We start from the raw sequence: 15131 nt of genomic DNA, 5'->3' as shown, positions 1-15131 counted from the left end.
CTAATCGAACATTACATTGTCGTTTAGCACAACGATCAGCGAACGCTGGTTCTGCTTGTGCAAGGTCTCCAAACAAAAAACACCATTGGTACAGTTGTTCAGTATTTTATCCTCCCCATATCCGATGGAATATAACACACTGGTCGCAGGCACCCCGCTTGCCACTAAATATCTTTTTATGGCATCCGATCGTGCTTGGGTAAGCTTAAAATTGGTACTGCTCCCCCCTCGGCTATCGGTATAGGTTTCCACTCGTAGTTGGGCTTCCGGAAAAGCATTCATAAAATCCACCACTTTTGTCAGCTCATTTTTTATGTTGTCGGTAAGGTCCGTGGATCCATTGTCAAAATAAAAATCATCTAGCTTTACCACTTTTTGACCCTCCCTTTCCTCCACCAGGTCATCATATAAAGAGACCCCGATGGTATAGGATTGTTTCTGGAGCGCATCCAATTGTTCCTGTCCAAATTGTTCTATAAATCGGGAGTAGCGTTCTTTGGTCGCTTCTATGACCACTTCGGTTTCGTAGGGCACTTCCAATCGATAGGCCCCATTTTCATCGGATGTTGTGGTCGCTATCTTTTCGCCATCCATGTTCCATAGGCTCACCACAGCATTGGCAACAGCATTTTGGTTTTGACTATTTACTACCTCGCCCTTAAAGGTTAGCGTTTTAAGCCCCGGTTTTTCATCGACCTTAAATCCATAAATGTCATCCTTTCCTTTTCCTCCGGGCCGGTTAGATGCGAAATACCCCAATAATCCATCCCCCTCGTTCCTTATGATCAATCCAAAATCATCGAACTCGGTATTGATTTGGTTGCCTAGATTGATGGGAATACCGAAATCTTCACCTTCAAGATTGGATTTGTAAATATCCATTCCTCCGAGGCCGAAGAATACATCCGAAGCAAAATAAAAACTGTTCTCGAATATAAACGGAGCTATTTCGTTGCCCGAAGAATTGATACGCGGCCCCAAATTGATGGGCGCCGACATTACCTGTCCGTTGTTGGTGTACACAAAATAGATATCCGTACCGCCATAGCCATCCTCAAAATCCGCAGCAAAATAAAGTTTACCGTTGCGGTCGTCGTAGAACGGATAATAAAATGAGGTGCTCAAATCCTTTAATAAAAGCTGATGGCCACCTCCAATGGTCTGTTTGGCAATGGACAAGGCGTTTTTTCCTTTGGAATCGAAGGCCAGCTCCCCATTTTGAGTATTGGATGCCACATAGAACACACTGTTCAGGGCCGAGGAGAAAGATGGTGTTGCTTTATGATAATTCGTTTCTTCCAACCCATTTAAGGTCTTAAGGGACCTGATCTGACCGGAAGGCTGGATCTCTGATTCGTAAATATTGAAATAGCCCTCGTTGCCCGGTTCGTATCGCAATTTTTTATTGGCAAGACGTCCACTGGAAAACAGTAGCTTATTAAGATAAAAACTTGGTGCAAAATCGGTTTGAGGACTGTTGCCCTCCAAGTTGAAAATTTCGTACTCCAATTGATTTTCGTCTGTTCCGCTTTGCAGTAATTGTTTGTTAAACTCCATATTTTCCAGCAGTTCTTTTGGAAAATTGGAGGACACCCTTTCCACAAAGGCATCTACCCCCTCGCTATTCGGGGCCTTGGATAAACTCTGCAACATTTTGTTGTAATGATGCGGGTTCATAATCGTATCCTGATCATAAATCTCCATGTATGCCGCGGAAGCTTTTTCAAAATTATCGGTTTCAAAATAAGCATCGGCCAAGTTCAAGAACTGTTGTTTGGTCAGCGTACCCTCGGACAGTTGTTTTTCGTAGGCCCTTGCGGCTTTTTGATACTCGTACTGGAAAAAGAAAACATCCCCTTCGGACTGTTTTTTTTGGGCAAAGCAGAAGGCAACTCCCAAAAGGGCGGCCCATAATGTAAATTGTATTTTTTTTGTTGGGTTCATGTTAGAAAAATCTTGGGGAATCTATCTGCTTACCTTTGTTTTTTGATTTTTTGTTCTTGGTTTTATTCTTACCGGAACCAAATCCACCTCTTCCAATATAAAATTTTAAAATGGCCTCGTGGGACCCCCCACCATACTCGCCCAATCCATTGGTGTTGTAATCGTAGGCATACCCAATAAACATGGCGTTGGAAATTTGAAATCCCGCCAGTCCGCTCACGGCATTATCAAATCGGTATGCAGCTCCAATGGTTAGGGCATCGATAAACTGAAAATTTGCCGATAAATTTATGTTTACGGGCGAACCTTGAAGGTAATTTACCAAAAAAGCGGGTTTAAACTTGGTCCGGTCGCTCAATTGGAACACATAACCGCCTATTACGTTCAACTGCATATAGTCTTCCACAATGGTAGCGACTTCATCATTATAAAGTTCGTCCGTTAAAAAATTGGGTACGGAGGCCCCCAAGTACCAATCCTCCTCGTGGTACATAAACAAGCCTGCGCCCACCGTAGGGTAAAAACTATTATAATTCTCACCTAAAAGTGATGGGTCGGAACCCTGTTCAAAGGTACCCTCAGAATAATCGACACGTAAAGACGAGCCTCCTGCGTTGAGCCCAAAGGAAAGTTTGGTCTCGTCGGATAATTGGATCTCGTAGGAATAGGCCACATCAAAATAGGTTTGGGTAGATGGCCCCAATTGATCGTTCACTATATTGACCCCAATCCCCATTTTCTCGTTATTGAACGGAATATTGGCCCCACCTCTAATTGTGGTCGGAGCCCCTTCGATGTCCACCCACTGTGCACGATACAATCCAATAATCTCTGGACTTTCCACCGTGCCTACGTAGGCTGGGTTAAAACTACCAATGTTGTACATGTACTGGGTGTATTGTGGCTCTTTTTGTGCCTGCACAAAACTTACTGCCATGAGTACCATAAACAGTACTAGTTTATATAATGATAAGCGTTTTTTATCCGACATTTTAGTTGTTCCTTACAATTTGAATCCACCCTTTTACCACCTCTGTTCCGTCCCCATAAAGGTCTAGGATATAAAAATAGGTGCCTTTGGGTAATTGTCCGTTTTTTCCAAATCCATCCCACGAGCTATCGTACCCATCCATTTGGAAAACACTGTTTCCGTACCTATCAAATACCTCAAAAGTATTGTCGGGGTAAAGTTCATGGCCCACCAAAATCAGGGTATCGTTGTACCCATCATTATTGGGAGAAAAGATATTACAGATAGTTCCAGTGTCTTCGCATTGGCTCCTTTCCGCATCTACAATGATGGTATCTGAATTGTTATCCGAAACGCCATCCAATGGAAATGATGACACCAAAAATGCCGTATTTTCCAAATCGGTCAAATCAGCAATAGTTGCTCTGATACTAAGTGTAGCTTCAATGTCATTGGCAGTCATTTCAGCGATGGACCATTCACCGGATTCTACATCATATTCACCTAGTGTAGCTTGATGATCAATATAATTAAAGGATGATGACAATACCTCCGAAACAATAACATCCAATACCCTAACCTGATCTACATTTTGAATGGTAATCTCAAATACAACCTCGTCCCCAATCAATTTAGACCTATTATCCCTTACCTCTTTGATAATGGCCAAGTCAATATCATCAGGGTTACAATCGGGTGTTAGGAAAGGATCACATGGATCCAATGGGTTAGATGCCATTTCTGGTACCAAATCGGTAGATGTATCATCTTCCACCAATACTTCCTCTCCATCGGTAAGGCCATCACCATCGGTATCGGGGTCGTTCGGATCAGTACCCAAATTGGTCTCCTCACTATCGGTAAGGCCATCACCATCGGTATCTACTGTACAATCGCTTACTGAAATCGTTACCTGAACAGATGCTCCCGTACAAGGCGCTTCGGCAGTAGTAGTATATTCAAACACATAATTACCATTTGGTAAACCCTCAAAATTAACCGTATTTTCAGAACCAATAACCAATGTTCCATTGGATGGGTCGGTAATTACAGTCCAAGTACCCGGTTCGGCACCCGTGAGAGTATTGTCCAAATCAATAATATTTGGACCACCATTTCCTGCAACATTACAGGCTGTGGTATTACTAGGGGACCCTGCATTGGGAATGTCGTTAATAGTAGCAATGACTTCTACCCGGTCGGATTCGCAGCCATTGGCGGAGGCCGAAACGTAATAGGATGTAGTCTCGGACAGGGTATTGGTGGTAAATGTAGCGCTGGTGCCCACAATGTTTCCGCCGGTAGGTGCATCGTACCACGTATAGGTTATGGTACCGTTGCCCGCTACGGATGCGGATGCGGTTAGATCCAATATGCTCGGACCGCAGGAAACATCGCCCATGGTACTATCTATTACAGGCGTATTGTTCAACTCCAGGGTTATGGCCAACACTGGGCTTCCACAATCGTTCACATCGTCGTAGTAGAAGGCATAATAGGTTCCTGGCTCCACTACACCGGAATCGTTCAAATGTGCCCCGGTCTCTTCGGGATCGTTACTTGTACTCCAAACAAGCGTTGTACCTGCCGGGGGCGTACTGGTCACGTAATCGTTTAGGTTGGCGGTGATAGCATCGCAAAACGCTATGGTCGAACTCCCACCATTAAGTGCAGGAGCGGTATTCCCCGCATCGCAAGGCCCGGAACAATCATCAATTGTCACCTGTAGTTGCACAGTTTGGTCGGTACAAATGCCTGAAGCTGTTGCTGTATAAGTAAAAATATATTCGCCATCTGGTTGACCTGTAAAATTGACAATATTACTGCTATCAATAGTAATTGAAGAACCTGGCACAGTTGAAGTTAATGACCACGAACCGGGATCTTCATCAGTTATTTGATCATCAAGATCAAGAAGGGTATTCCCATTGGAGGAATCCGAACAACGGGAAACCGCAGTAGTTGTTCCCGCATTTGGTTCCTCGTTAACAGACAGGGTCAAAGTAATCGTTGGACTTGCACAACTGTTTATTTCATCATAATAAAAACCATAATATGTGCCATTGTTCTCAATCTGAGTCCCTGTAACCACACTACTTGTTGAAAGATGATCTCCTGTTTGATTAGGATCAGGGTTAGTACTCCAAACCAAATTTGCGGTTACATCAACATAATTATCCAGGTCTTGGTTAAAACTGCCAAGATCTGTAACACAAAATTGTGTTGTTGTTGCATTTATTATTGGTGCCGTTGTGCCGGCAAAGCAAGTTTCTTTTGTTGCTGTATTTATTGCAGGATTTCCATCCCCATTATCATTGGAAAGAACTACCGTAAGGGTAATAGTTCCATTTGAAAGACCACTTAAATTAGCGTTAACCTGTTCAGATGGAGAACTAATTACTCCAGTACTTGTAACCGGAGTCCCGCCCCCACTACTTGTAATGGAATATTCATAATCGTCTCCATTCTCCCCCCCGGCAATGGTAAAACTTACGTTATTCTCGTTGGTTTGATTTATGGGGTCTTGATCAAAACTCACCGTATAACCCGAAGGCACCGCTGTATTTTTGGTTGCTGTATCTGTTGCTGGATTGCCTGGACCAAATAAATCTGTTAATACAACACTTAATGCTATTGTTCCATCTGGTAAACTGCTTAAATCTATACCTCCAACTAAAGGAAATGTTGGGTTAGTTGATAAAATCGGCCCTCCATTTCCTGTTATAGGCGTACCACCACCAGAACTTGAGAAAGAATAGCTGTAAAAACTGCCTATTTGGGCATCCTCAATAGTAAACGTTATAGTGTTTTCATTTGTAACATTTATTGGGTCTTGATTAATTGAAACAGTATAATCTGCTGGAGCCGCCGTATCCTTTATCACAGTATCGGTGACCGCTCCCCCTGTGCCGTTCCCGTTGGTCAGGGTAACACTAAGGGTGATCGTCCCATCCGGAAGACTGCTAAGGTCGATCCCCGTTATTTGGTCCGTGGCCGTACCGATGATGCCCGTATCGGTGACCGTGCCAGCACCGCCGTCACTGCTGAACTCGTAATTGTAGGTCGCTCCCACTTCCGCACCCGCAAAGGTGAAGCTCACCGCTGTCTCGTTCCCCGTATCGATGGGGTCTTGGTCGATCGTAACCGAGTAACCGGAGGGTACAGCCGTATCCTTTGTCGCAGTATCGGTGACCGCTCCCCCTGTCCCGTTCCCGTTGGTCAGGGTAACGCTAAGGGTGATCGTCCCATCCGGAAGACCGCTAAGATCGATTCCCGCTATCTGGTCAGTGGCCGTACCGATGATGCCCGTATCGGTGACCGTGCCAGCACCGCCGTCACTGCTGAACTCGTAATTGTAGGTCGCCCCCGCTTCCGCACCCGCAAAGGTGAAGCTCACCGCTGTCTCGTCCCCCGTATCGATGGGGTCCTGGTCGATCGTGACCGAGTAACCGGAGGGAACAGCCGTATCCTTTGTCGCAGTATCGGTGACCGCTCCCCCTGTGCCGTTCCCGTTGGTCAGGGTAACGCTAAGGGTAATCGTCCCATCGGGAAGACCGCTAAGATCGATCCCCGTTATTTGGTCCGTGGCCGTACCGATGACGCCCGTATCGGTGACCGTGCCAGCACCGCCGTCACTGCTGAACTCGTAATTGTAGGTCGCCCCCGCTTCCGCACCCGCAAAGGTGAAGCTCACCGCTGTCTCGTCCCCCGTATCGATGGGGTCCTGGTCGATCGTGACCGAGTAACCGGAGGGTACAGCCGTATCCTTTGTCGCAGTATCGGTGACCGCTCCCCCTGTCCCGTTCCCGTTGGTCAGGGTAACGCTAAGGGTAATCGTCCCATCCGGAAGACCGCTAAGATCGATTCCCGCTATCTGGTCAGTGGCCGTACCGATGATGCCCGTATCGGTGACCGTGCCAGCACCGCCGTCACTGCTGAACTCGTAATTGTAGGTCGCCCCCGCTTCCGCACCCGCAAAGGTGAAGCTCACCGCTGTCTCGTCCCCCGTATCGATGGGGTCCTGGTCGATCGTGACCGAGTAACCGGAGGGAACAGCCGTATCCTTTGTCGCAGTATCGGTGACCGCTCCCCCTGTGCCGTTCCCGTTGGTCAGGGTAACGCTAAGGGTAATCGTCCCATCGGGAAGACCGCTAAGATCAATTCCCATTATCTGGTCTGTGGCCGACACGATAACCCCCGTATCGGTGACCGTGCCAGCACCGCCGTCACTGCTGAACTCGTAATTGTAGGTCGCCCCCGCTTCCGCACCCGCAAAGGTGAAGCTCACCGCTGTCTCGTCCCCCGTATCGATGGGGTCCTGGTCGATCGTGACCGAGTAACCGGAGGGTACAGCCGTATCCTTTGTCGCAGTATCGGTGACCGCTCCCCCTGTGCCGTTCCCGTTGGTCAGGGTAACGCTAAGGGTAATCGTCCCATCCGGAAGACCGCTAAGATCGATTCCCGTTATTTGGTCCGTGGCCGTACCGATGACGCCCGTATCGGTAACCGTACCGGGACCGCCGTCACTGCTGAACTCATAATTGTAGGTCGCCCCCGCTTCCGCACCCATAAAGGTGAAGCTCACCGCTGTCTCGTTCCCCGTATCGATGGGGTCCTGGTCGATCGTGACCGAGTAACCGGAGGGAACAGCCGTATCCTTTATCACAGTATCGGTGACCGCTCCTCCTGTGCCGTCAATGTTGGTCAGGGTAACACTAAGGGTGATCGTCCCATCGGGAAGACCGCTAAGATCGATTCCCATTATCTGGTCCGTGGCCGACACGATAACCCCCGTATCGGTAACCGTACCGGGACCACCGTCGCTGCTGAACTCATAATTGTAGGTCGCCGCTGCTTCAGCACCCGCAAAGGTGAAGCTCACCGCTGTCTCGTTCCCCGTATCGATGGGGTCCTGATCGATAGAGACCGAGTAACCGGAGGGAGCCTGCCCAAACCCCGTACCCATTCCCAAAACGAGAAAAAGGAACAGTAATAGGCCGCTACGAACAAGAGCCGTGGGTTGTTGCTTTGAGGTTTTTGTAAGTATGGTCGACATCGCCATTGCCATCAGTTTCAGTTGGTTTAATCGCCATGCTCAAGTAGGTGGTTTGGGAGCTACCAATATTACAAAAAAGGCAAGGATTCTCCTTGCCTATTAGTTTAAAATTGCATTTAATCGGATAAACTGTTTCTGCCGTTTAAGAAACCTCAGCAGAGCTGGTTACGGCCTCTCGATGTATTTTTTTCACCAATCCCTGCAATACCTTGCCAGGCCCTACCTCCACAAAGGATGTTGCTCCATCCTTGACCATTTGCTGAACGCTTTGCGTCCACTTAACGGGCGCGGTAAGCTGCAGAATGAGGTTCTTTTTAATTGCTTCGGGATCGGATACCGCCGTAGTGGTCACATTTTGATAAATGGGGCAACTTGGTGCATTGAATTGCGTAGATTCTATGGCTGCTGCCAATTCTTCTCGTGCGGGCTCCATTAATGGCGAATGGAACGCACCGCCCACCGGCAACAACAATGCTCTCCTTGCTCCGGCTTCCTTCATTTTTTCGCAGGCTACATTTACGGCATCCACCTCTCCGGAAATCACCAATTGGCCGGGGCAGTTATAATTGGCCGGCACCACGATACCTTCCACTTCGGAACATATTTTTTCCACTACATCGTCTTCCAAGCCTAAAACCGCGGCCATGGTACTGGGCTGAATCTCGCAAGCTTTTTGCATGGCCAAGGCCCGTTGCGACACTAATTTTAGTCCATCCTCAAAATTTAACGTGCCATTGGCGACCAATGCTGAAAACTCTCCCAAAGAATGGCCTGCCACCATATCGGGGGAAAAGCTTTCGCCCAATACTTTGCTCAGGATCACGGAGTGCAGAAATATGGCCGGCTGGGTCACCTTGGTCTGTTTTAGGTCTTCGGCCGTACCCTCGAACATAATGTCGGTTATGGAAAACCCAAGTATGGCATTGGCCCTTTCAAAAAGTTCCTGTGCTTGGGAATGATTTTCGTACAGGTCCAGCCCCATACCTACAAATTGTGCTCCTTGTCCTGGAAAAATATATGCGTTCATGGTTGTCGAGTTTTTTTTGAGTGGAACAAAAATAGGGAATATAATCCGATAGGTTCCTTGAATCTTAGATTGTGGGATCTTGAAATTGTTGGATAGATGCCATTTTTAAAAGCATGTCCACCTACATTTAATCCTCTTTGAACCAACTGGAATACTTTACATAATTATTGGCGATTCGGTCTATCTCTCCTTTGGACAGCTCGGGACTGATATCCTTTATTTTTTTTGCGGGCATCCCGGCATAAATGCTTCCCGCCTCCACATGTGTACCCTTGGTCACCACAGCTCCTGCGGCAATAATCGAGTTACTCTCCACTACGCAATCGTCCATAATAATGCTGCCCATGCCCACCAGCACGTTATCCTTTATGGTACAACCGTGCACAATGGCATTATGGCCAATGGAAACATTGTTGCCAATTGTGGTCGGCGATTTTTGATAGGTACAATGGATCACAGCCCCATCTTGCACATTCACCTTGTTGCCCATTTTAATAAAATGGACATCGCCACGGATCACCGCGTTGAACCAAACACTACATTGGTCTCCCATGGTTACTTCGCCCACAATGGTCGCATTTTCGGCGATAAAACAATCTTCTCCTATTTCTGGGGATTTGCCCCTAACGGGTTGTACAATCATTGGTTTAAGGTTTAGTTGAAAACAAAGAAACGCTACTTGGCCGTGTTCTTTGCTCCTATTTATTTAAAATGTGATAAAAGTTCGGCTTTTTTGGAAGCGGACACAGAAAGTTCCTTGCCATTGGACAGTACCACACTGCCCCCCTTTCCTTTTTTGTACCGCACCACTTCGGATACATTGACCAAATATGATTTGTGGATACGTGCAAAGGAATAGGGCCGTAGCGCTTCCTCAAAATATTTTAAGGTTTTACTGATGACGATCTTTTTCTTTTCGAGATAAATTTCGGTGTAATTGTCGTCTGCCTTACAAAAATAAATGTCCGATACATCCAATACTTGGAACCCGTCTTGTTGCGGCAAGGTGATCTTTCCTGAAACATGATCGGATTTTGCTTGGAGCACTTCTCCTTCCAAGGCATTTTCCTTCTCCTTGACCCCTCGGACATAGTCCACCGCCTTGATCAACTCATCTATATTTATGGGCTTCATTAAATAATAGGCGGCATGATGGTTCAGGGCATCCATGGCATATTGGTTATAAGCGGTAACAAAAATGGTTTCGAAAGTGCGGTCCGGGATTTTATCCAACAGATCAAAGGCATTACCAAAGGGCATTTCCACATCCAAAAAGACCAGATCTGGGACATGTTTTTTGATTTGTTCCAACCCCTCTTCAATGGTTGCCGCTTCTCCCAAGACCTGAACTCCCTCGCAATACTTGGCCAAGTAGTTCCGAAGGATTTCCCTACTATTGGCTTCGTCCTCTACAATTACCGCACGTAGACCCATTATTGTTTTTTAAGTTTAAGGGATACTTTGGTTCCCGTTCTATCTTGGTTCAGATCGGAAATGGAAACCTCTACCCGGTTTTTGTACATATCGTTCAAGATTTGGATTCGCTTTTGAATGTTGCCCATCCCCTTGGATTTTTGCTTTTTTTGATTGGTGGTCTTTAGCTCCGCAGATTTTTTTCGTCCGATCCCGTTGTCCTCTATTCGTATTTCGACCATATCCTTTGTTAGCCGTCGTAATACAATTTTCAACATTCCTTTTTCCTCCTTGTATCGCAATCCGTGCCAAATTGCGTTTTCTATATAGGGCTGCAATAGCATCGGGGGTATTTGAAAAGCATCTACATCGATGTGCTGATCCACATTGATCTCGTAGTCGAACTTGTCCGAAAAACGGGAGTGTTCCAGCTTTACATATAATTGCAGCAACTGTAACTCCTTGGCCAAAGGGATAAAGTCTTCTTCGGAATTTTCCAGTACACTGCGCATAAGGACGGAAAACTCGCTTAGAAAACGATTGGCACTCCGTTCATCGCTCTTGGCAATATAATTGTTCACGGAATTGAGGGCATTAAAAATAAAATGGGGGTTCATTTGGGTGCGCAACGATTTTAAGGCCAGCAGATTATTGGCCAATTTTTGTTGCTTGTTGCTCCGGTAATATAAATATGCGGTGAGCGCCATAAGGGCAATACCGAAAATCAAAGAGTAAATGATCCATTTTTGGCGCTTGCTGGTCTCCTCGTACAATTGCTGTTCGGTTACGGCCAAGCTATATTTACTCTGGTTGAGTTCCCGCTCCTGTTCCAAACTGGAAATACGGTTTTGGGTATTGGCTATTTCCCTGTTAAACTGTGCCGCACTCGCTATTTCTTGTTCCTTTCGAACATACAGGCTATCCACCACGGCCACATAATCTTGATACGATTCCAGAGCTTTGTTGTACTCGCCCTTGTTGCGATACACTTCGGACAAGGTTCGCGTGGCATCTTTTTGCACCACCAAATCATCGTCCCTGTTGGCTTCCACTATACTTTTCTCCAAATACGGAATGGCTTCGTCCAGTTTGTCCTGGGCAATGTAGGCGTTTGCAATTTTGTAGTTGATGCGTTGGGAGGTGATCGTGTCCTTTACCGCACCTTTTTTATCCGTGGCACGACTTGATCGGGGCATCTGCTCCAGCTCGCTCAGATTTTGTTTTCGCAACTGTATCTCGTCCTCGAAGCGGTTCTTCTGATTGTAAAAATCCGCCACTTTTTCACTCTCCTGGATCAATCTTTCCGGCGCCACTTGCCTGGAAAGGTCCAAGGAGTTTTGATAAAACCCTTCGGCTTCGATCAGCTTATCTTCACTGGCAAATACATCCGCAATTTTAGAATTTAAATCGATCTCCTTTGGAGAAATCTGGTTCTTCTTTGCGATCAACAGTCCTTCCTTGTAGTAATCTTGGGCTCTTTTTAGATTGTTGCTGGCCTTGTTGGCGTCCCCCAAAGCCTCTAAAAGCTCAATGCGTTGATAGGGAACCATGTTCTTAACCTCTACCAATGGTTCCAACACCTCCATGGCACCGGTATAGTTGCCGTTCTGTACATAGGTTTTGCCCAATAGTATTTTGGTCTTGTTGGATTCCTGGGCCGCTAAAGCATCTTTAAAATTGGTAATCGCCAGGTCGTATTGACCGTGGTAGGTGTATATTTCTCCCAGCATGCGCAAGGACATGGAAAGCTCACGCTTATTGCCGGCACTGCCCAAAAGCTCCATGGAACTGGCAACAAAATCGATACTTTTCTCAAGGTCGGTTTTTTTGTAAAAATTGGCAGAATCCAAAAAACGTTGATGTTCCATTAAACTTTTTCTTGCACCGGAAACTTCCCGTTTCTTGCTTTTGGTATCAATCGCACTCCCATATCCCTCTACCAATACATCGATATCCTCTTCCGACTTTATTATGTGGCGTACCGTTTGCAATTCCGGCCCTTGTATGATCAACATATCGCCAACGGACGCTCTTATTTTGAACTCGCCCAAAGCATTGGTCCGCGTAAACGCTCCCTTGTCCGTGGATACCTGTACCCCGGAAATAGGTTCGTAATTCTCCTTGCCCTTCACGGACCCCTGTAACTGGAACTCAACGCTATTGTTGCCAACTTGGGACATACCAACAAAGGTGGTCATTACAAGAACCAATAATATGTATGCTTTTCGAACCATAACCAAGGTAAACTTACTGCTTCCCAATCATTTTAAAAAATGGACAAGTACCGAAATTGGCCCAAACACCTCCTATTTATCCAAGGTTACTAAGCCAACGGCCTTAATTACTCATTGGCACCTTTGTTTTACTCAATCCTGATTTTTTCTGATAAAAGAGGCCCATACATTTACATCAACTTTAAAAATTATTGCCTTATGAAACATATTAAACACCTTTTAGCAACAGCGATATTGATAGGGGCAACTGGAACCAGCTACGGTTGCAACCTTAAAGCGCACAGCAACGAAAAAATCACTTTATATACCGAGTTTACCGAGGAAAAGCCTTCCGAACAATTTGTAAAAATTGCCCTGCTTTTGGACACCAGCAATAGTATGGATGGATTGATCAATCAGGCTAAAGCCCAACTGTGGGATATTGTAAACGAATTTACCCATGCCAAATGTGGTACAGATCTTAGGCCATCGTTACAAATAGCCCTATATGAGTATGGGAACGACAACCTATCGTCCCACGAAGGATACATACGACAGGTACTAGGGTTTAGCAAGGATCTTGATGAGATTTCGGAAAAACTGTTTTCCCTGACCACTAATGGAGGTGAGGAATATTGTGGAGAGGTTATCCACACATCCTTAAAACAATTGGATTGGGGCAAAAATGCCGGTGACCTAAAAATGATATTCATTGCTGGAAACGAACCTTTTACCCAAGGAAAGTTGGATTATAAGGATGCGGCTTTAAATGCCAAGGAGAAGGACATTATAGTGAACACCATATTTTGTGGGAATTATGAGCAAGGGATTTCCTCCATGTGGAAGAATGGCGCCACATTGACCGGTGGTGAATATATGGCCATTGACCACAACAGGCAGGTCGTTCATATCGAGACCCCTTATGATGACATCATAATTAAACTGAACTCCAAGTTGAACAGCACTTATGTTTCTTATGGGGCGATGGGCAGACAAAAGAAAGAGCTTCAGTCCGTGCAAGATGCCAATGCCGCAGAACTTGAAGAAGTCGTGGTTGTAAAACGAGCGGTAAGCAAAAGCTCCAGACTGTACCAAAATTCAAGTTGGGACCTGGTCGATGCAGCCGAGGAAGACGCCACCGTACTCACTCAAATCAAGGAAAAGGACTTACCCAAGGAACTTCAGGGAAAATCGGAAAGCGAGATAAAAAATTTCGTAAAGGAAAAGAAACAAGAAAGGGAAAAAATCCAAAAACAGATACAAGAACTCAACGCGAAACGCGAGGCCTACATCGCCAAAAACCAAAAGAACGAAAAAGGTGAACTGGAAAATGCCATGCTATCGGCCATAAAAGCACAAGCTTCGAAGAAAAACTTTACTTGGAACAATTAGAAACACATGTATAGATCAAAATTCGGGTGCGGTGGGTTTTTAACTTGGCCGTGCTCGAGTTCCCTTTTAAACAATTGTATAGAATATTAATTGTTGGCGGCCGGACAATAACAATCGTAGCGTTTGCCCTGATCACTTTGCCCAAAATCGTACCCCAATGTAATCTGATGAAATCCACCATTATCAAAACGGATATCTCCCGATTGGTACGAATAATTATAGGAGAACATAAACCTGTTCACATTTACTCCCACGATCGGGGTAAACAACTGCAACCGTTGTTCGCCGAACTGACCATTGGTCTGGAATTGGGCCCCATCAAAACTACGACGATAGGACAATCCCGCCCATACGGTACCAAAGCTAACATCCCTATATACTTTGGCGTTGAAATCCACGGTCTTCTCTTTAGTAAAATCTGTCACCTGAAACAAAACAGAGGGCTCTACCCTTGTGTTTCTTCCAAAAACATACCCTACAGAAAACAAATAACGGCGTAAATTATCGAACTCCGCGGCCGTGTACAGGTCTCGCCCGCTTCCCAAAAGGTTAAGGACGGCTGCATGGGCATAAAACTCCAATAAATTATAGGAAACGCCCAAATCCACGTTAAAATAGCTAGTGGTATTCTTTACCCCGGTTACAATGGGGTCTGGAATTACGGACCTAAACTCACTTTCGTCCAAACTACTCAAAATAACACCGGCACTCAATCCAAAGGACAATTGGTTTAAAGTTCTAAAATCACCTCCCAATTGTAAGTGGTGGGCATAGGTACCCTTAAATCCTGTTTGTGAATGGTAACCGTTGGAATCGTTGAAGAGTATACCCCCGATTCCGCTGCGTTCGCCTATTCTGGAGTTGATGTTCAAGGTTTGTAAGCTAGGAGCTTCGTCCACATTGAACCACTGTTTTCTTGCTGTCAACCGAATTTTAGTGCCCTCTGCGATCCCTGCCATGGACGGGTATACCAAATAATAATTATCCGCCAAGTAATCAAAATACACCGGAATTCCTTCCTGTGCCTTGGCTGCGGACCCAAATAACAGGGCAACGATGATCGAGGTTAAGATACGTCTCATGTGACGGTCGGGGCTAAATGGTTGTTCAATGCAA

The 15131-nt window shown here is 45.9% G+C and carries 9 protein-coding genes; 1 reads left to right on the top strand and 8 read right to left on the bottom strand.

Annotation, left to right across the window (positions count from 1 at the left end; genetic code table 11):
- The 7 genes from ABTP35_RS10125 to ABTP35_RS10095 form a co-directional block, all read right to left on the bottom strand.
- Entirely contained in the window at positions 1–1944 is a 1944-nt protein-coding gene (locus ABTP35_RS10125) for an OmpA family protein (RefSeq protein WP_293296606.1), read from the bottom strand.
- Between the two features lies 1 nt (position 1945).
- A complete protein-coding gene (locus ABTP35_RS10120) occupies positions 1946–2935 on the bottom strand; it encodes a type IX secretion system membrane protein PorP/SprF (RefSeq protein ID WP_293296608.1) in 990 nt (329 codons plus the stop codon).
- Between the two features lies 1 nt (position 2936).
- Positions 2937–7982, bottom strand: a complete 5046-nt coding sequence (locus tag ABTP35_RS10115) for a gliding motility-associated C-terminal domain-containing protein (protein WP_375334189.1) — start codon at positions 7980–7982, stop codon at positions 2937–2939.
- Positions 7983–8112: 130 nt separating this feature from the next.
- Positions 8113–8997, bottom strand: coding sequence for an ACP S-malonyltransferase (gene fabD, locus ABTP35_RS10110; RefSeq protein WP_224835416.1), 885 nt, complete (start codon positions 8995–8997; stop codon positions 8113–8115).
- 127 nt (positions 8998–9124) lie between these two features.
- Positions 9125–9640 (bottom strand): gamma carbonic anhydrase family protein, encoded by a 516-nt coding sequence (locus ABTP35_RS10105; protein WP_224835417.1) that lies wholly within the window; start codon positions 9638–9640, stop codon positions 9125–9127.
- A gap of 59 nt (positions 9641–9699) precedes the next feature.
- The gene (locus ABTP35_RS10100) at positions 9700–10431 is read right to left on the bottom strand and encodes a LytTR family DNA-binding domain-containing protein (protein ID WP_293296613.1); all 732 of its coding nucleotides are present in this window, start codon (positions 10429–10431) and stop codon (positions 9700–9702) included.
- On the bottom strand, positions 10431–12644 hold the full coding sequence (locus tag ABTP35_RS10095; protein ID WP_293296615.1) for a histidine kinase: 2214 nt from the start codon (positions 12642–12644) through the stop codon (positions 10431–10433). Before ABTP35_RS10095 ends, ABTP35_RS10100 begins: the two co-directional genes overlap by 1 nt.
- Positions 12645–12842: 198 nt before the next feature.
- Here ABTP35_RS10095 and ABTP35_RS10090 point away from each other — a divergent pair, with 198 nt between their 5' ends.
- Entirely contained in the window at positions 12843–14015 is a 1173-nt protein-coding gene (locus ABTP35_RS10090) for a vWA domain-containing protein (RefSeq protein WP_293296617.1), read from the top strand.
- Between the two features lie 86 nt (positions 14016–14101).
- On the opposite strand, the gene ABTP35_RS10085 is transcribed toward ABTP35_RS10090, so the two are convergent.
- Positions 14102–15097: a type IX secretion system membrane protein PorP/SprF gene (locus ABTP35_RS10085; RefSeq protein ID WP_293296619.1), complete on the bottom strand. Its 996-nt coding sequence runs from the start codon at positions 15095–15097 to the stop codon at positions 14102–14104.
- Between the last annotated feature and the right edge of the window lie 34 nt (positions 15098–15131).

This window comes from Flagellimonas alginilytica (assembly GCF_042134605.1).
GTDB lineage: Bacteria > Bacteroidota > Bacteroidia > Flavobacteriales > Flavobacteriaceae > Flagellimonas > Flagellimonas alginolytica.
The sequence above is the reverse complement of the archived record's forward strand: the minus strand, read 5'-3'. Positions and strand labels throughout refer to the sequence as shown.